The sequence below is a fragment of the Sporobacter termitidis DSM 10068 genome (genome assembly GCF_900130065.1).
Lineage (GTDB): Bacteria > Bacillota > Clostridia > Oscillospirales > Oscillospiraceae > Sporobacter > Sporobacter termitidis.
In genome coordinates this window covers 732106-750799 of sequence record NZ_FQXV01000001.1, presented here as the reverse complement: position 1 = coordinate 750799, position 18694 = coordinate 732106, and the positions used below count along the sequence as shown (strand labels likewise).

At 61.8% G+C, this 18694-nt stretch carries 14 protein-coding genes; 1 reads left to right on the top strand and 13 read right to left on the bottom strand.

The window, feature by feature from the left end; all coding sequences use genetic code 11:
- A partial coding sequence (locus BUB60_RS03505) for an integrase core domain-containing protein (RefSeq protein WP_143162248.1) occupies nt 1–326 on the top strand: 326 nt, incomplete at its 5' end.
- 103 nt (nt 327–429) lie between these two features.
- On the opposite strand, the gene ilvD is transcribed toward BUB60_RS03505, so the two are convergent.
- The 13 genes from ilvD to BUB60_RS03440 all read right to left on the bottom strand — a co-directional run bounded on the left by ilvD (nt 430) and on the right by BUB60_RS03440 (nt 18652).
- Complete coding sequence (gene ilvD / locus BUB60_RS03500; protein ID WP_073076220.1) at nt 430–2091, bottom strand: dihydroxy-acid dehydratase; 1662 nt, start codon at nt 2089–2091, stop codon at nt 430–432.
- 208 nt (nt 2092–2299) lie between these two features.
- Nucleotides 2300–3298: a ketol-acid reductoisomerase gene (gene ilvC / locus BUB60_RS03495; protein ID WP_073076219.1), complete on the bottom strand. Its 999-nt coding sequence runs from the start codon at nt 3296–3298 to the stop codon at nt 2300–2302.
- 449 nt (nt 3299–3747) lie between these two features.
- Nucleotides 3748–4245: an acetolactate synthase small subunit gene (gene ilvN / locus BUB60_RS03490; protein ID WP_073076218.1), complete on the bottom strand. Its 498-nt coding sequence runs from the start codon at nt 4243–4245 to the stop codon at nt 3748–3750.
- A 12-nt stretch (nt 4246–4257) separates the two neighbouring features.
- A complete protein-coding gene (gene ilvB, locus BUB60_RS03485; protein ID WP_073076217.1) occupies nt 4258–5922 on the bottom strand; it encodes a biosynthetic-type acetolactate synthase large subunit in 1665 nt (554 codons plus the stop codon).
- A gap of 393 nt (nt 5923–6315) precedes the next feature.
- Nucleotides 6316–6792 (bottom strand): HD domain-containing protein, encoded by a 477-nt coding sequence (locus BUB60_RS03480; RefSeq protein ID WP_073076216.1) that lies wholly within the window; start codon nt 6790–6792, stop codon nt 6316–6318.
- Entirely contained in the window at nt 6780–7265 is a 486-nt protein-coding gene (folK, locus tag BUB60_RS03475) for a 2-amino-4-hydroxy-6-hydroxymethyldihydropteridine diphosphokinase (RefSeq protein ID WP_073076215.1), read from the bottom strand. Before folK ends, BUB60_RS03480 begins: the two co-directional genes overlap by 13 nt.
- The gene (gene folB, locus BUB60_RS03470) at nt 7262–7624 is read right to left on the bottom strand and encodes a dihydroneopterin aldolase (protein WP_073076214.1); all 363 of its coding nucleotides are present in this window, start codon (nt 7622–7624) and stop codon (nt 7262–7264) included. Before folB ends, folK begins: the two co-directional genes overlap by 4 nt.
- Nucleotides 7625–7628: 4 nt before the next feature.
- Complete coding sequence (gene folP / locus BUB60_RS03465) at nt 7629–8465, bottom strand: dihydropteroate synthase (protein WP_242941136.1); 837 nt, start codon at nt 8463–8465, stop codon at nt 7629–7631.
- A 5-nt stretch (nt 8466–8470) separates the two neighbouring features.
- The gene (gene folE / locus BUB60_RS03460) at nt 8471–9037 is read right to left on the bottom strand and encodes a GTP cyclohydrolase I FolE (protein ID WP_073076213.1); all 567 of its coding nucleotides are present in this window, start codon (nt 9035–9037) and stop codon (nt 8471–8473) included.
- 1801 nt (nt 9038–10838) lie between these two features.
- A complete protein-coding gene (locus BUB60_RS20735; protein WP_073076212.1) occupies nt 10839–12092 on the bottom strand; it encodes a GGDEF domain-containing protein in 1254 nt (417 codons plus the stop codon).
- Nucleotides 12093–12218: 126 nt separating this feature from the next.
- Nucleotides 12219–13091, bottom strand: coding sequence for an N-carbamoylputrescine amidase (gene aguB, locus BUB60_RS03450; protein WP_073076211.1), 873 nt, complete (start codon nt 13089–13091; stop codon nt 12219–12221).
- 68 nt (nt 13092–13159) lie between these two features.
- Nucleotides 13160–14212: an agmatine deiminase family protein gene (locus BUB60_RS03445; RefSeq protein ID WP_073076210.1), complete on the bottom strand. Its 1053-nt coding sequence runs from the start codon at nt 14210–14212 to the stop codon at nt 13160–13162.
- A gap of 315 nt (nt 14213–14527) precedes the next feature.
- Entirely contained in the window at nt 14528–18652 is a 4125-nt protein-coding gene (locus BUB60_RS03440) for a DEAD/DEAH box helicase (protein ID WP_073076209.1), read from the bottom strand.
- Between the last annotated feature and the right edge of the window lie 42 nt (nt 18653–18694).

Genomic DNA, 18694 nt, shown 5'->3' with positions numbered 1-18694 from the left:
CGGCTGGACTGGTACATCATTCCGACCGTGGCTGTCAGTATACGAGCAAGGATTACAAACGGCTGCTGAGTAGCAATAGCATCTTAGGAAGCATGAGCCGCAAAGGCAATCCATACGATAATGCTCCGATGGAATCCTTTTTTCAGACACTGAAGACAGAATACCTTTACAAAATTGCCTTCAGTACGATCGAGCAGGCCGAACGGTGTCTAAAGCAATGGATCGATGTCTATTACAATTGCCGAAGGCTTCATTCAGCTTTGGGTTACAAATCGCCGCTATTCTACGAAATCTCAAGATATCACCCGTTTAACTTGTCCGCATGAGCCAGTACGGCGCAGTAGGGTATCCCTCCCTCAGCCGCCTGCGGGCGGCAGCTCCCCCGTCTGAGGGAGCCAGGGCTGAGTGCGCAGCCTATCTTGCTTAAGATTATTTGACGATCGCGCCCTTTTCAGCCGAGGAGACGTAGCGCATGTAGCGCCCGATGTAGCCGCCGAGTTCCTTTTTCGGCTTGAGGCTCGTCGTCTTTTTGCGGCTTTCCAGCTCCTCGTCGGAAATCAAAAGGTCCAGCCTGTATTCCGGGATGTTGATGGAGATGATGTCGCCCTCCCTGACGTAGGCGATGTTGCCGCCGCCGGCGGCCTCCGGCGAGATGTGGCCGATGGCCGCGCCCCGTGTGGCGCCGGAGAACCGGCCGTCCGTGACGAGCGCCACAGACTTATCGAGGCCCATGCCGGCGATTGCCGAGGTGGGGGAGAGCATCTCCCGCATGCCGGGCCCGCCGGCCGGGCCCTCGTACCGGATGACGACCACGTCGCCGGACACGATTTTCCCGCCGAGAATCGCCGCCTGCGCCTCGTCCTCCGAGTCGAAGACCCGGGCGGGGCCTTTGTGGACGAGCATATCCTCCGCCACGGCGCTCCGCTTGACAACGGCGCCGCTGGGGGCCAGCGAGCCGTAGAGAATGGCGAGTCCCCCTGTGGCGGAGTAGGGCGCGTCAATATCGCGGATGACCGTCTTGTCGTGGTTCTGGACGCCCTGGAGGTTTTCCTCCAGCGTCTTGCCCGTCGCGGTGAGGACGGACGTATCGAGATAGCCCTTTTTAGTGAGCTCCGCCATGACGGCCGGCACGCCGCCCGCGGCGTTGAGGTCCTGCAGGTGATGGGCCCCGGCCGGGGCGAGCTTGCAGAGGTTGGGCGTTTTCTGGCTGATCTCGTTGATCATCGGGAGGCTGAATTTAAGACCCGCCTCATTGGCGATGGCGGCCAGGTGCAGCACCGTGTTTGTGGAGCAGCCCAGCGCCATGTCGACGGTCAGCGCGTTTTGAAAGGCCTTTTCGTTGAGGATGTCGAGCGCCCGGATATTCTTCTCCAAAAGCGCCATGATCGTCTCGCCCGTGCGCTTGGCAAGCCTTGTGCGGGCGGCGTAGACGGCGGGGATGGTGCCGTTGCCCGGCAGCGCGATGCCGACGGCCTCGCACAGGCAGTTCATGGAATTGGCCGTGAACATGCCGGCGCAGGAGCCGCAGCCGGGGCAGGCGTTGTCCTCGTAATATTCCAGCTGCGCGTCGCTGATCTTGCCCACGGAATAGCTGCCCACCGCCTCGAAAACGGTGTTGAGGTCCATATATTTCCCATTGGTATCCGGAACGGAGAGCATCGGCCCGCCGGAGACGAAGACGGAGGGCAGGTTCAGCCGGGCCGCCGCCATCAGCATGCCGGGGACGATCTTGTCGCAGTTGGGGATGAAGACGAGCGCGTCAAAGCAGTGGGCGCGCACCATGCACTCGACGGTGTCGGCGATGAGCTCGCGGGAGGCGAGGGAATATTTCATGCCCTCGTGATTCATGGCGATGCCGTCGCAGATGGCGATGGTGTTGAATTCCACGGGCGTCCCGCCCGCGGCGAGGACCCCGTCCTTGACGGCGCGGGCAATGGTCTGGAGATGGACATGGCCGGGGATGATCTCGCTGTACGAATTGACGATGCCGATGATGGGCTTTTTGATCTGGCCCGCCGTGAGCCCGGTCGCCTTTAAAAGCGCCCTGTGGGACGCCCGCTGGACGCCCTCCTTGATCTGATCACTGTTCATATCGTAATCCTTTCGATAGAGTCGATTTGGCAGGTGCCTATCGCTCTGTCTCGTAGGGGCCGATGCCTACATCGGCCCGTCGGGGGTTATCTGGCTTTGTTCGCTAGTCGATCATGGTACGTTACAAATTGTGGCTTTGTTTCTACGGGGCGATGTGGGCATCGCCCCCTACGAGTGATGCGGTCTTGTAACTTGAATACGCTCGTGCCTATTTGCCGTCCTTCTGCCAGCTCATCTTGGCGCGCAGCTCGGCGCCTGTTTTTTCGACGAGCAGGTTCTGCTCCTGGCGGCGGCGGGCATTGAAGAACGCGCGGCCCGACTGGTTCTCCAAAATCCAGTTGCGGGCAAAGGAGCCGTCCTGAATTTCACTGAGGACCTTTTTCATCTCCTTGCGGGTCTCCTCGGTGACGATGCGCTTGCCGACGGTGTAGTCGCCGTATTCCGCCGTGTCGCTGATGGAATAGCGCATAAAGTTCAGGCCGCCCTTGATGACGAGGTCGATGATAAGCTTCATCTCGTGCACACACTCAAAGTAGGCGTTTTCCGGCTTGTAGCCCGCCTCGACCAGCGTGTCGAAGCCGGCCTTCATGAGCTCCGTGACCCCGCCGCAGAGGACGGCCTGCTCGCCGAAGAGGTCGGTTTCCGTCTCCTCGCGGAAGGTGGTTTCCAAAATGCCGCCGCGGGCGCCGCCGATGCCGTAAGCGTAGGCCAGCGCGATGTCCCGCGCCCTGCCGGTGGCGTTCTGCTCAACGGCGATGAGGCACGGCACGCCCTTGCCCTCCTCGTACTGGCTGCGCACCGTGTGGCCGGGGCCCTTCGGCGCGATCATGATGACGTCCGCGTCGGCGGGAGGAACGATCTGGCCGTAGTGGACGTTGAAGCCGTGGGCAAAAGCCAGTGCGGCGCCGCTTTTCAGGTTGGGCGCCACGTCTTTTTTGTACATAGCGGCCTGCCTTTCGTCGTTGATGAGGATCATGACGACGTCGGCGGCCTTGACGGCGTCGGCTGTGACCATGACCTTGAGCCCCGCGGCCTTCGCCGTCTCGGCGGATTTGGAGCCCTCATAGAGCCCGACGATGACGTTGGCGCCGCTGTCCTTCAGATTGAGGGCGTGGGCGTGGCCCTGGCTGCCGTAGCCGATGATGGTGACGGTCTTTCCCTTCAGAACGCTGAAGTCGCAGTCTTTCTCGTAGTACATGTTTGCCATTTGATTTTCCTCCTAAATTTAGTGATTTCGTCTGTGCTTCTGCCTGTATGGCCGGTTTATTTGACGCGGGGCGGCGCATGGGACGCCGCGGCGCGGTACAGGGGAAATCCTCAGCCGCTGTGCGGCGGCAGCGCCCTTGAAAAGGGCGCCTGGGGAGCGGGGAAGGGAGCGGCGGACCGCCGAGGGCGGCGGCCCCTACGGGGACGGGGGAGCGGCGGGCGATTCCTGAATCGCCCGGGCGGGGGCAGGGGCGTAGCCCCGCCGGGGTTTGGGGCGCAGCCCCAACAAAGGGGTCATAGGGCGCAGCCCCGCGAGCGTGAGCGAGCCGCGGCAGTGGCGCGTAAAATCGAGCGCCAGCGAGATTTATGCCGAGGCGGAATTTACTTCCGCCCGGCAGATTAAATCAATCGGGGCCCCCGCGCGGCCTGCCGCGTGGGGAAACAGGTGGGTCATTCTAAACAATATGTGCTCCGCCCGATGGCCGTGGGGCCGGTGCGGGTCATTTCGATGATGGTATACTGGCGCATATAGTCGAGAAACGCGTTGAGCTTGACGGTCTCGCCGGTGATCTCGATGGCCATGGAGCTCGGGGAGAGGTCCACGACGTTTGCCCTGTAGGCGTGGACGGCCTCCATGAGCTCGGGCAGCTGGCCCTTGTCGAGCCGCACCTTGACGATCATGAGCTCCCGGACGACGATCTGGTCCGACTGCATCAGCTGGACCTTTTTCACGTCCTGCAGCTTCTGGAGCTGCTTGACGATCTGGTCCTTCATGTAGTCGTCGCCCCAGGAGACGATCGTCATGCGCGAGAGCGTGGGGTCCTCCGTCTCGCCGACGGTGAGGCTGTCGATATTGAAGGCCCGGCGGGAAAAGAGGGAGGAAACGCGCGTCAGGACGCCGGAATGGTTTAAAACGAGCAGTGAAACGATGAACTGATGGCTCTGCATGGCCTAACCTCCTTATCTCAAGATAATATCGTTGATGCTGCCGCCCGGCGGGATCATCGGCAGGACGCGTTCGTCGCTGTCGATGGTGCAGTCGATGAGCACCGGGGTGTCGTATTTAAACGCCTCGTCCAGGCATTTCTCGTACGCGTCGATTGTTCCGGCCCGGAAACCCGCCGCGCCGAACGCCTCCGCCAGCTTGACGAAGTCCGTCTTCCGGTCCAGAGAGGTGTTGGAGTACCGCCCGTCGAAAAAGAGCGTCTGCCACTGGCGGACCATGCCCAGCACCTGATTGTTCAAAACAACGATAACGAGGGGGAGCGCGTTGGTGACGGCGGTGGCCAGCTCGCTCAGGTTCATGTGAAAGCTGCCGTCGCTGGTGAAGAGGAGCGTCCGCTGGAAGTTCCGGCCCACGCAGGCGCCGATGGCGGCGCCCAGGCCGAAGCCCATGGCGCCCAGGCCGCCGCTGGTGACGAAGGTGCGGGGCTTTTTAAACTGGTAGTACTGCGTCGTCCACATCTGGTGCTGGCCCACGTCGGTGGCCACGGTGCCGTCGCCCATCCGGCGGCAGGCGCCCTCGATGACGGACTGGGGCGTCAGCCGCTTGGGATTCATCTCCAGGTTGTTGTCGGGGTGCTCCTTGATATACCGGACGCGGTCGCTCCACTCCTTATGGGCGAGCGCCGGGACGGCGTCCATAAGCGCCGCGAGGACGCATTTCACGTCGCCGACGAGGCTCTGCGTCACGCCGATGTTCTTACCGATCTCGGCGGGGTCGATGTCGATCTGCAAAACCTTTCTGTCGCCCATAAACTCGGCCTTGTTGCCGGTAGCCCTGTCGGAGAAGCGGGTGCCGACGGCGATCAGCAGGTCGCTTTCGTACAGCGCCTTCGTGGCGCCGTACCGCCCGTGCATGCCCACCATGCCGAGAAAGCGCGGATGCGCGTAGGGGACGGCGGTCAGGCCCATGATGGACAGGCCGATGGGCGCGTCGATCCTGTCGGCAAAGGCGATGAGCTCGGCCGAAGCGCCGGAGAGGACCACGCCGCCGCCGCAGTAGATATAGGGGCGCTTGGCCTCCCGTATCAGCTTCGCCGCCTCGTCCAGCTGCGCCTGGTCAAAGCAGCTGGCGGGCTTTTCCGGCGGCGGGGCCGATGCCGGGCTGAACTCCGCCGTGCCGGTCTGGACGTCCTTCGTCACGTCGATGAGGACGGGACCCGGGCGGCCGGACCTTGCCAGGGCGAACGCCTCGCGGAGCGTTTCGGCAAGCCCCGCGATGTCCTTTACCAGATAGTTGTGCTTTGTGATCGGCATGGTGATGCCGGAGATGTCGACCTCCTGAAAGCTGTCGCGCCCGAGCATTGTCGTCGCCACGTTGCCGGTGATGGCCACCAGCGGCGTCGAGTCCAGATAGGCGTTGGCGATGCCGGTCACCAGATTTGTAGCGCCGGGGCCCGAGGTGGCGATGACGACGCCCGTTTTGCCGGTCACACGCGCGTAGCCGTCGGCGGCGTGAGACGCGCCCTGCTCGTGGCAGGTGGTGTAATGCTTTATCCTGTCGCTGTGCTTGTAGAGCTCATCATAAATGTTCAGTACCGTGCCGCCGGGATAGCCGAATACGGTGTCGACACCCTGTTCGATGAGTACTTTGATGATGATCTGCGCGCCTGTCAGCAGCATTGATGCCTCCTCCTTTACTTCTTTGATGTGATAGTACTTAAAATCGTTACATATAAACGAAAGAGCCCTGCAGTTTTCACTGCAGGGCTCCGTAACGACGTTTTGTTTGGAGTCTTATGTTCTGCCCTTTATTACAGCGAAATTCTTTTTATTAACATGACAAATAGCCCGGACAATAATAATAAGCCCGAGTACGAGTACGCTAATAATAAAGTTGATAGCTGTATTAAAAATAGCAAACACGCTTATGACTCCTTACCTTTAGGATGATTGGGGACAGTTTAACACGTTGAAGAAATGTTGTCAATATATCATATGCAACATAAAAAGCATGGGCGGCCGGCCGCCTTTGCGCAATAAAAGACAAATTCTTTTATTAATTGTGTCGGCGCGTCAGTATTGAAGAAAGGGCTCCTCGCCGTTTAAAAACCTTTTGCAGGTTTTGATCGCATCGCAGCCGACGCAGTTTCTGGAGAGCTTGTCGGCCCGGTACAGGATGCGCCCCAGGGGCGTATTGCCCCCGCCGGACCGGTGGCCGCCGATGGCCTCCAGAATATCTTTTGTTTCATCGGCGCTGAAGCCGTGCTTTTGGAGAAGGCCTTCCGCCAACGCCGCGCCCGCCGTGTCGTGGCCGACGCCCGATTCGTACTGTACCCAGCGCCCGATGTCGTGCAGGAGGGCGGCGGCGTAAATGAGCGCCTTGCCGATTTCCAGCTTTTCCTCGAGCTTGAGGATACAGCCGACCCGCGCCACGTCCAGGGCGTGCGCCAAATCGTGGCGGCAATAGACCCGGTCCTTTTCTGCGTCTTTGTTCTTTTGCATATAGCCAATAAATTCGGGGTCGCGGAGCAGGCGGTTTACGCGCTGCATTGGCCGAGCCTCTTGCGTATTTTTTCGCCCTTCAGGCCGTCCAGATGGTCCTTGATATAGCGGCCGTCCAGGATCAGTCCGGGCGCGATTTCATAAAGCGGCACCAAAACAAAAGCCCGCTCGAGCATTCTCGGGTGCGGGATGGTGAGTGTTTCTGTCTTAATCATATCGTCGTTAAACAGCAGGATATCCACGTCGATGCTCCTCGGCCCGTTGACGATGGTTTTGACCCGCTTCATCTGCCGCTCGATGCTCTGGGTAAATTGCAGCAGCTCCTCGGGAGAGAGACTGGTGGCGCCCTCCGCCGCAATATTCAGGAACCAGGGCTGGTCCTTGTAGCCCACGGGCTCTGTTTCGTAGAAGGAGGAGACTCTGACGACGCGGACCTTTTCGGACAAAAGGCGGAGGGCCTCCTTGATGTTGGCTTCCGTGTCGCCCAGGTTCGATCCAAGGCTGAAAAAAACTCTGTTCATGACCTATCCCTTTCAATTTCAACGCCGACATGATCAAAGATAGCGTCAATCGGGGCTTCGGGCTTTTTGATCCTCAAAACGATTTTCTGGACGGGCGGCGCCATGGCGAAAATCTCGCCGCAGATCCGCTCGGCCAGCGCTTCAAGCAGGTTAAACCGCTCCTGAATGACGATGCTCTTGATGCGGTCATAGACGGCGCCGTAATTTACCGTGTCATTGAGGTCGTCCGACCTGCCCGCCTTTTGAAGGGGCAGATACAAAGCGGCGTCAACGACGAATTTCTGGCCGAGCGCTTTTTCCTCGGCCAGCACTCCGTGGTATCCGTAAAAGCGCATGTTTTCCATCAGAATTTTGTCCAAGCATTCATCTCCTTACGATCGCGTCGGTCACTCTGGCGGCGCGGACATTTGCCAGAACGTCGTGCACCCGGACAATGTCCACGCCCTGCGAAATGCCCAAAACGGTCGTGGCGACCGTACCCTCGACCCGCTCCTTCGGCGGCAGGTCCAGGATATGGCCGATCATGGATTTTCTGGAGGTGCCGAGCAGGAGAGGGTAGCCCAGCGCCCTGATTTCGGCAAGGCGGCGCATAAGATCGATGTTCTGCTCGGCGGTTTTTCCGAACCCGATTCCGGGGTCTAAAATAATTTTATCACTGTGCACCCCAGATTCAAGTGCAATTCTAACAGATTCTTGAAGAAAAAGTTTTATTTTTTCTAACATTTTGCCCTGATACTCGGTGCCGTTCTGGTTGTGCATCAAAACAACGGGGGTTTCGTATTTCGCGGCGACGTCGGCCAGGCGCCGATCCTCCTGAAAGCCCCAGATGTCGTTGATGATGTGAATACCGTTTTTGATGCCCTCCTCGGCGACCTCAGGCCGGATGGTGTCGAGGGAGAGTATGGCGTTCGTCTCTTCCCTCAGCCTGCGGATGACCGGGATGACGCGCCGGAGCTCCTCCCCGGCGCCGATGCGCGTGTGCCCGGGCCTGGAGGACTCGCCGCCCACATCGATGATGTCGGCGCCCTCGCTGAGCATTTTTTTGGCCTGCGCCAGCGCGCTGCCGACGGTGACGTAGTCGCCGCCGTCGGAAAAGGAATCGGGCGTCAGGTTCAAAATCCCCATGACAAGCGTCCGCTTCCCGAATTCCAGCGTACCGCCGGGAAAGCGCATCGTCCTGATATCGGCTGTGTTTGTCATGGCCGCTATTTCCCGCTGTTGATCATGGACATGACCTCGGCCCTGGCCTTCTGGTCCGTGGCGAAGATGCCCCGGATGGCCGAGGTCACCGTCATCGCGCCGGGCTTCTTGACGCCCCGCATGGTCATGCACATGTGCTCGGCCTCGACAACCACGATCACGCCGTAGGGCTCCAGCGCGTTGAAGATGGTGTCCGCCACCGTGGCCGTCAGCCGTTCCTGCAGCTGCGGCCGCCTTGAAACCGTCTCCACGACGCGCGCCAGCTTTGACAGGCCCGTGAGCTTGCCGTTTTTCGGGATATACGCGACGTGCGCCTTGCCCACGAAGGGGACGAGATGGTGCTCGCAGGTGGAATAAAAGGGGATGTCCTTGACGAGCACGAGCTCCTCGTACCGTTCCTTCTGAAAAAAGATCTCCAGGTGCTTTTCGGGCGCTTCGCCGAGCCCTGAAAAAATCTCCTCGTACATGTTGGCAATCCGCCTGGGCGTATCCACAAGCCCCTCTCTCTCCGGATCCTCACCGATGGCCAGGAGTATCTCCCTGACGGCTTTTTCTATTCTGACTTTGTCCATGACCAGTCCTCCAGTGAAAGTTAAGTAGTACGATATTGTAATGCTGGAATTGCTATTATCATCGGTCAAAACAGCGCGGCTTAATCATTGGGCGGGGCAAGGACCGACGACGGGCCGGTGGTCCCGGCTACGATGGCGCATTGAATTACGGCGGTGTAGGGCGGGGGCTTGCTCCCGCCGTTCTTGTGCGGCGGGGCGCCGGGAGGAGTTCCCTCCTTCAGTCGCCTGCGGGCGACAGCTCCCTCGTCTGAGGGAGCCGGGGAAAGGGGAACGGCGGGCGATTGATAATCGCCCCTACATAAAGCCATAAGGATATGCCGTGGGGACGGCCATTGGCCGTCCGGGGTTGTTGGCGCGGGGGTGGCCTGTGGGGAAGGGCCGACGGGGCGATGTGAGCATCGCCCCCTACGAGGGATTCGACGGGAAAACAGACTTGTATTGGACGAAAAGGGGCTTCTGTTGGATGGTTTGGGGCTGATATTGATTAAAAACGCCTTGTAAAGCTTTGAAAAGGGGCTGGATTGACGCGATATTTTCTTTGATATGTTACAAAGGTATGAAACGTTTCGTTTTGTAAAGATGGTCAAAGCGTTGCGGTTACAGGATAATTGGATTTTGAAAATCTCAATTTGTGTTATATTTATAAATATTTTTTTCTGCTGCGGTCTCTTCGTTTGGGATTCTCGGATTCATTATAACATGGGTAGGCCTCATTTTGGGTGAGACGATGACCGGGTGAACACCCTGCAGCGCCGGGGTCGCACCCGCCCCCCGTAGGGCGCGTCACTTGTTGGCGCAGCTGCCGAGGCGGCGGCCCCTACGTGGTGTGCCTTCGCCGGGCGGGACGGGCGATTGATAATCTTCCCTACAGGCATCGGCAAGGTTTTGCACCTTGGGAATGCCTCCTATGCCATTCCGTTTCCCGCAGCACGACGGCGGAAACGAACGAAGCGCCAGGGGCCGCAGGCTGTCCGGCCCCCGCAATATACGCGGACACAACCTGTAGGGGCGATTATCAATCGCCCTTCCGTCCAGCGTTGCAATATATCTATTAGATATATATCTTATAGATATATTATACTGTACCCTTCAGCCCTATAACATTGCTGCATTGCACATCGGGGAGGGCAGACACAAGGTCTGCCCCTACGAGGGGCGTGGGGCGGCGTCGCACGGAAAACGCGCGGGCATTCTGTCCTTTGCCGTGTCATTTCAGCGCAGGCGGGAATGACAAACGCGGCGGGACAGTTGCGGTGCCGCGCGGCACGGGAGGCAATCCTCAGTCGGCTTCGCCGACAGCTCCTTTCAAAAAGGAGCCTTGGGGCGACAAGGACGGGGACGGGGAACGGCGGGCGATTCGCAAATCGCCCTACATGGTACGGCCGTTGAACAGGGGAGGCCGGTGGTCACGGGGCCGGGGGCGGAGCCCCCGAAGAAGGGTATGGAGCGGCGACGCGGCAAGGAAATGAGCAAACCCAGCAGGGTCCAAGGAGGAGCCCCAAACGGGGATGAAGCGGAGCCCAACGGGGTCCGGGGCGGAGCCCCGAACGGGGTATGGGGCGGAGCCCCATCAAAGGGGTCATAGGGGGCGGCAGCCCCCTATACCACTATAGGGCGGGCGGGTGGGGAAATTTGAAATCATTATACGTCACGATCACGCGTTTTAAAAGCCGAAGCGACAATAAATGTCTACATAAATCCGTATTCATGAGAAAGGCTTCCCGGCGAATATGCCGCAATTTCACAAATATGCGGGCGCTTCGCCGGGAAGCCCGGCCGGGTCGGATATTCAGATGGGGCCTCAGTGTATCAGGCCGTTTTTATAGACGACGGTGTTACCCTTGAATTTGGCGGCTCTGCGGATGTAGTCGCCCAGCTTGCGGAGCGTTTCCTCCATGGAGCCGCGGAATTCCTCGACGCCGATATTGAGCTTGGCCGTATACGTCTTTTTATTATGTACGAAAGCTTCCTTGGAAAAAATCTCGGTAATACTCTGCGCGGCGTTGAGGCAGCCGCTCAGGTTTGTCTCCGGCAAAAGGACGATAAAGCCCGTTTCGCCCCAGCGGCCGAGAAGATCGAGTTCCTTGAAGCTATCGCCCAAAAGCCGGCCGGCCCAGTCGGCGATATGGCGCAGCAGCTCCTGACTGCCGGCGCGGCGGAACTCCCGATCCAGGCTGACCTCCAGCAGGATGACGGAAAAAATATTCCCGTAGCGGTTATACCGTATGATCTCCCGCTGCGCTGCCTCGGCAAAGCCCTTTTTGTTGTAAAGGCCTGTCCCGCTGTCCTTGAAGCTGTAGAAATCCACAAGGTCGTTGATGGCGGACTTCGCCGCCAGAAGGCCGCTCAGCTCCTCGAACCGGGCGATGTGCGGCCGGATATCGTCGTAGCCGATATAAATCCGCCAGATGCTGTCCTCCAGGACGGCCTTTTTGCTGACGGTGTCCTTTTCGAGCCGGTCCATAACGGCGTTCTGCTCGACGGTATTGACGGAGAAGTCAATGACCTGCGGGTACGTCTGCCCGCTCAGCGTTTGATCGGCGGAGATGCTGTCGGCCTTGAAGGCGTATTCCTGCAGGACGTATATGCGCGACACGCCGCTTTGCCATTTGGCGAAGTCTTCCGGCGTGATGTTTTTCTTGTCCGTGGCGGTGATCAGGCCGTAGGCGCCCGGATAGTCGCGCTCCTTGAGGCAGCTGAAGTACCGCGCCAGCGCGTCTTTGGCCTGGGCGGGACAGAGCGTGTCCGGGTCCGGCGGCGGTTCGGGCGTTTCGTATGAGGCCGCCCCTTCGGGCGCGGGCCGGGCGTATGCCGCGGGGCGGGGCGGCGGCTCCGGCCTCAGGCGCCGCTGCGCGTCGTAGGCTTTTCTTTTCTCGCTGTCGCTGAGCGTGGCGTACGCCTCGTTGAGCTTCTTCATCCGGAACTCGGCGCCGAGGGTTTTGCTGACGTCGGGGTGGTATTTCTTCGCCAGACGTTTGTAGGCGCTCTCGATGACCTCAGGCTCGGCCAGATAATGCACCTGGAGTATTCTGTAGTAGTCCTCGAGTATCGCCATACATGTCCCACACCCTTACTTGCCGGAGAAACCGTGATTATTGACAGGCCGCCGGTGATCTTTATAGTCTTTTATCGGCAAAAAGCCTCCGGGCTTTACGTGCCGGGCCGGAAAGGAAACGCCGCGTTATTTCACAACGCCGTCATACGTCAGCAGCGCGCCGTACAGGTCGGGCCGCCGGTCGCGGAAAATTCCCCATTCAGCGCGCTGGCGGGCGAGCTTGTCCAAATCGAACTCGGCCGTCAGCACAACCTCCTCCGTCCTGCCGGCCTCGGCCAGCTTTTCCCCGGTGGGGCCGGCGATGAACGACGAGCCGTAAAAGGTGACGGCGGAATCGTCGATCCGCTCCGTCCCGATCCTGTTGGAGACGACGACGGGGACGAGGTTGCAGGCCGCGTGGCCGATCATGCAGCGCTGCCAGTGATCCCTGGAGTCCACCTCCGGGCTCTCCGGCTCGGAGCCGATGGCCGTGGGGTAAAACAAAAGCTCGGCGCCCATGAGGGCCATGCAGCGCGCCGCCTCCGGGAACCACTGGTCCCAGCAGATGCCCGCGCCGAGCCTGCCGTATTTCGTATTCCAGACCTTGAAGCCGGTGTCGCCGGGGTTGAAGTAATACTTCTCCTCATAGCCCGGCCCGTCCGGAATGTGGCTCTTGCGGTAGACGCCCAGCGTTTCGCCGTCGGCGTCGATGACGGCCAGGGCGTTGTACCGGGCGTTGTTGCGCTTTTCGTAAAAGCTGATGGGCAGCACCACGGCCAGCTCCTCCGCCACGGCCTTGAAATGCGTCACGGCCCTGTTCATCGCCGTCTCGGCGGCGTAGTCGTAAAATTCCGGCTTTTCCTTCTGGCAGAAATAAAGCGTCTCGAAAAGCTCCTGCAGCAGGACGATCTGCGCCCCCCGGGCGGCGGCCTGCCGGACAAGCCCCTCGGCGTTTTTGATATTCTCCTCGATCGAATCGGTGCAGCGCATCTGCGTGGCCGCCACTTTGACGAGTCTCATGCTGTTACCTCCCAACACGCTGAAATTTGTCATTCCGCCCGCAGCGAAGAAGCCTTCTCCGTTCGGTGTTAAGCTTTTTCGCCGCTTCGCTCCTCAGAAGAACAGGCAGCCGGCATCTGCTGGGTGATGCAGTGCACGTTGCCGCCCTCCCTGATGAGGGCCATGCCGTCCACCGCGGCGATGCCGCGGCCCGGAAACGCCCTTTGCAGTATCCCCCGGGCCTCGTCGTCCGTATCCGCCGCGTCCCCGCCGAAAACGGGGAGGACGACGCCGCCGTTGACGATATAGAAATTCAAATAGCTGAGCGTCAGGCGCGCATCCCGGTAAAACCGCGCCGGGGGCTGGGGAATTTCGACGATTTCCGGCGTTCTGCCGGCCGCGTCCCTCGCGCTGCGCAGAAGCTCCAGATTTTCTCCGGTGATTTCATAGTTCGGGTCGTCCCGGTCCCGGCACGCCTGTATCAGGATGACGCCGGGCGCCGCAAAGCAGGCGACGTTGTCCACATGGCCGTCCGTCTCGTCGCCGTAAAGCCCACGGTTCAGCCAGATGATCCGGGAGACGCCGAGGACGCTTTTGATTTCCGCCTCGATTTCCGCCTGGGTCAGGCGGGGGTTCCTGTTTTTGTTGAGCAGGCACTCCCTTGTCGTTAAGAGCGTGCCCGCGCCGTCCGTGTGGATGGAGCCGCCCTCCAGGACGATGGGGGATTCGTAAACCGGCACGCCGTAGTGCGACGCCGACCTGGACGCCACCTGATTGTCCAGGTCGTAGTGCGCGTATTTTTCGCCCCAGGCGTTGAACTGCCAGCTGACGGCGGCGCGCCCGCCCTCCCGGCTCAAAAGAAAGGTCGGGCCGTTGTCCCGGCACCAGGCGTCGTTATGGGGTATGGCGAGGTAATCCACGTCCCGCCCGCAGAGCGCTTCCGCCTCGGCGGCGGTGTCCTCATTCACGAGCATCGTCACTTTTTCAAACGCCGAAATGGCCCGCGCCGTCTCGGCGTAGCCGCGGCAGACCTCGCCGTAATTGTCCGGCCAGATAAGGGACGATTTCACCGGCCACTCCATCAAGGTCCGCTCGTGCCGCGCCCACTCGGCGGGCATGTAAAATTTACTGTCGTTTCGCATCCGGGGCTTCCTTTAATTTCAGATCACTTATTAATGTGCACAGTATACCAGAGTTTAACGCAGCGGTGAAGAGCTTTCCTGTTGACCGTCATTGTTATGTCCTAGCCCATGGGGGGCATCCGTTTCTATACCGGGAAGGCGGGGCTTGATAGACTCTGCAGGGGGAACGTGGATTCCCGCCTTCGCGGGAATGACAATGGGGCTGGGCGAATGACAATGGGGCTGGGAGGAATAACAGTGGTACTGGGAGGAATGACGGGGGGGCTGGGAAATGCAATGCAGGGGCGAACTGGGCTTCGGTCTGTTTCCGGTATACTAGTCCCGGTACAGTACAAAGTCCTGCATTTCACGGACGAAGCCGGCGCGCGCCAGGGCCTCGGCGGCCTCGGCGGGATATTCCCGCACCGTCAGGCGGGCGGCCTGGGGGAAGAGGCGGCGGCGGGCGTAATCGCGCGCAAAGGCCTTAAGCGCCTCCGGCAGGGCGTCCCGGTCAAAAACGCGCAGCGTCTTGCCCTGACGCTCGAAAACGGCCACGGGGATGCCGGCGCGCAGGGCCGCGGCGGTGCCGGGGACATTCATAAACGACCGGCCCTCCATGTGCCTGAGGCTCTTGCCCCACGGCTGCATGGGGTCCGCGGCGGGCAGCCAGAGCGTCCGGTCGTCCGGGTGCTCCAGGGCGGCCGTGATTCCGGCAAAAGCGCTGTCCCGGAGGTACTGCATGCCGGAAAGCCCCTCGATAAAGTACCCCCGCCGGACGCGGCCCGTAAATTCCCACACGCGCAGCACGCCGAGCGCGGCTGTCCAGTCCAAAACGCCCTGGGCCGTTTCCCGGCAGACGACGACAGACCGGTCAAAGAGCCGCTCCAGCTGCCGCTCTGTGGAAAGCGCCTTCAGCGGGCGTGTCAGCTCCCACCGGCCGGACGCCACAGTCATGACCCGCGCCCTCATTTGCCGCTTGACCGGCGCGTTTTCATATTTGTCTCGGCTCAGCAGCTGGCGCACCGGCATAAAGCTGTCGGCGGACGCCAGCCCCTTTTCGGCCATGCTCAAAAGCGCGCCGTAGGGCGACGCCCCGTCCGTCAGGTCGTTCAGCCGCTGGGCGAAGCTGGCGCCCGTTCTTAAAAGGACGCCGTAAACGCGCGCCTCGTTTTCGTCCAGCCCGTCCTCGGGCTCGTTCAAGTCGGCGTCCCAGTCGATATCGTCGTATGGGTGGAAGCTGAGGCCGGCCCCCGGGGCCATGCGCCAGAAAAACCTGCCTTGGCCCAGCAGCGCATCCAGCAGCTCAGGGCGGTAATCGTCCACCCGTGCGGGCAGGAGCACGCTCTCCCAGACGCCGGGCGGGAAGGAAAGACCGGAGAGCGCTGTCAGCGCCGCCGCCAGCTTTTCCGGCGGCGCGGCCGTTGTGCGGACGCTCTCCGCCAGGACGGCGGCGTAGCGCTCGGGCGGCTGCGTTTTGATCTGGCGGCGCCGGGCCTTGATCGTCTCCCGCTGGGCGCGGTCGAACAGCGCGGCGTGGTAATAAAGCCCATCGTGTAAAACGGCGGCGCCGTCCCGGCACAAAGCCGCCAAAACGTCCAGCGCCTCCCGCGCCGTCCAGAAATAGCGCTCGGCCAGCTGCCCGGCCGACTGGGCGCCCCGGTACCGCAGCAGCCGCCGCACGATGTCCGCGCGGGCCGCCGCGTCCTTTGAGCCCAGCGCGGCGCTATATTCCTGCGCCTGCTCGGCGGCGATCCACAGGCCCGGCTCGATATAGACGGCCCGCTCGCGGCGCTCCAGCGTTTCCAGCCAGTCCACCGGCACGTCGAGCTCCCCGGCGATAAGATCGCCCTCGATCATTAATAGCGTGTGCAGCTGGTTTTCGTCTTCCGGGAGGCGGGGCCTTCCGGCGGCCTGCGCCAGCTGCTCAGAGCCCGGCGGGATCGCCTGCAGCTGATCCAGCGATTCCCGGGAGGCCAGTTGGATGCCGGCGGTCGTCGGCGCGTAATCGTACATCATCGCCGCTTCCGTCTGGTGCCGGAGGGGCATCGACAGGGGCGAGGGCGTCTCCGTGTACACCTCGCGCACCCGGAGCGTCCCGGCCCTGACGCCGCTCAGGACGTACATAACGCCCGGCAGGTCCCAGTAATCCTCCAGGCATTCGCGCTTTGTCTCCCGGATGAGTGGGTGGCGCTCCTGCCGGACGAGCGCGTCCAGCATTTCGGCGCCGCGCATGCGCTGGACCCAGAGCGGCTGGCGCCCGGCCTTCCGCACGCCCATCATCAGCGCCCGGGCGGCGTTGTAGCGGAACGCCATGTTATAAAGCGGCGTCGCCGGCAGAACCGCCGAGAGGACGGACGCCGCCGAAGCCGGCGGGACGTCGTAAAGCAGCCCCCGGGGGAGCTCCCGGTCCTCATAGGGGAAGAGCAGAAAGCCGTCGTCGTCGGCCACAAAGCTGACGTTTGTATTGAGGCGGCGCCGGGCCTCCGCCGATAAAAGGATGGCCAGCGGCTCGTTTACCGGCCGGCCGAAGACGGAATGCACCATCATCTGGCGCGTCCCCGTTCCGTCATAAAAGTGCTCGACCAGCAGCGTCCTGTCGTCCGGCAGGGCGCCTGTGGCGGCAAGCTGCCGCTGCAAAAGGTCGCCCGCCAGCTCCGCCGACCTGCCGTCCAAGCCCAGCGCGCGCAGCGCTTCAAGGAGCGTCCCGCCGCCGTGGGCTTCGGCGAGGCTGCGTAAAAGCTCGCCGTAGCTCAGCCCCGTCTGCAGCCGGCGGCCTTTCATTTCGCCCTTCCAGAAGGGCGGCCGCGCGCCGCCGGGAGACGACTGCCCGACGACGACCATGTCCTTTCTGATCTCCTTGATCTGCCAGGCAAAGGTGCCCAGCAGGAACTTGTCGCCGATGCGCGCCTCGAAGACGAACTCCTCGTCCAGCTCGCCCAGCTTTACGCCGCTTTCCGTCTTGACGGCGAAAAGGCCCCTGTCGGGGATCGTGCCTCCGGCGGACACGGCCAGCATGCGGCTGTACGGGTCGCCGTCGACCCTGTCGTGGATGCGGTCGTACAGCACCCTGGGGCGGACGGGAATCTCCCGCTTGTGCTCATAATCGCCGGCCAGCATGGCCAGCACGTCCCGGATATCCTCCCGCGTCACGTCCCGGAAGGGATAGGCGCGCTTTAAAAGCGCCAGCGCGTCGTCAACGGTATACCCGTCGCCGGCGGCCATGGACACCAGGTGCTGCGCCAGAACGTCCAGGCAAAGCCGGGGCGGCCGGGAGTGCTCGATGCCGCCCCGGCGCACGACCTCCGCGGCCAGCCCGCTGTAAAGCCCCTCCGCGGCGGCGCGGGGGAAGATCGTCATGGCGCTGACCCTGTTCGGGTTGTGGCCGGCGCGGCCCAGCCGCTGCATCGTGCTGGAAATGGAGCGCGGGCAACCGATCTGAAAGACCTCGTCGATCTCGCCCACGTCGATGCCGAGCTCCATGGACGACGTGGCGCATAAAAGCCGGAGCGTCCCGGCGCGGAGCGCTTCCTCCGCCTCCAGGCGCTGTTCCCTGGACAGGCTGCCGTGGTGCGTGCGGGCAAAGCCCTCGCCGCCCAATTGGTTGACGTAATAGGCCAGCTTCTCGGCGTAGGCCCGGCCCTCCACAAACGCGACGACGGTGCGCGCGTTTTTGCAGCGGTTGTAGACGGCCTCGGCCAGCTCCTGCCAGACGGCGTCCTTTTGGGCGGTCCGCTTGCCGGACAGGGGGCTTGTCACCTCCAGCCGGATGTCCTTGCGCATCTCTGGCGCCGCGATGGTCACGGGCTCCGGCGAGAGATATTCGGCGGCCGTCTCCAGCGGCTCGATGGTGGCGGACAGGCCGATGCGCTGGAGCGGGGCGGGGCAGAGCCTGTCCAGCCGCGCCGCGGAGAGCATCAGGTGCGCCCCGCGCTTTGTGTCGATAAGGGCGTGCAGCTCGTCCAGGATGAGCCAGCCGGCCGTGCGCAGGAGGCTTTGGCCGGACTTGCCGGTCAGCATCAGGTACAGAGACTCCGGCGTCGTGATCAGGATATGGGGCGGCGTTTTGAGCATCCGGCGCCGCGCGCTCTGGGGCGTGTCGCCCGTCCGGACGGCCACCGTCAGCCCCGCCGGCTTGTCCTCGCCCTGTCCTTCCGCCAGGATGCCGTCGAGGGGGCGGCGGAGGTTTTCCCGGATGTCTCCGGCCAGGGATTTGAGCGGCGAGACGTAGATCAGCCGCAGCTCCTGCCTGAGCGTGCCGCGGCGCGCCTCGGCCATGAGCCGGTCGATAAAGACGAGAAAGGACGCCAGCGTTTTGCCCGTGCCTGTCGGCGCGGACACCAGCGTGTTTTCTCCCGCCGCGATTGCCGGCCACGCGGCTTCCTGTACCGCCGTCGGCGTCCCGACCTCCCGCGCAAACCATCGCGCGGTGACCGGATCAAAAATGTCCAGTGCGTTACCCATCGTCCGGCTCCTGTTTTTGATGTGTTTGGCTTAGCTGCTTCG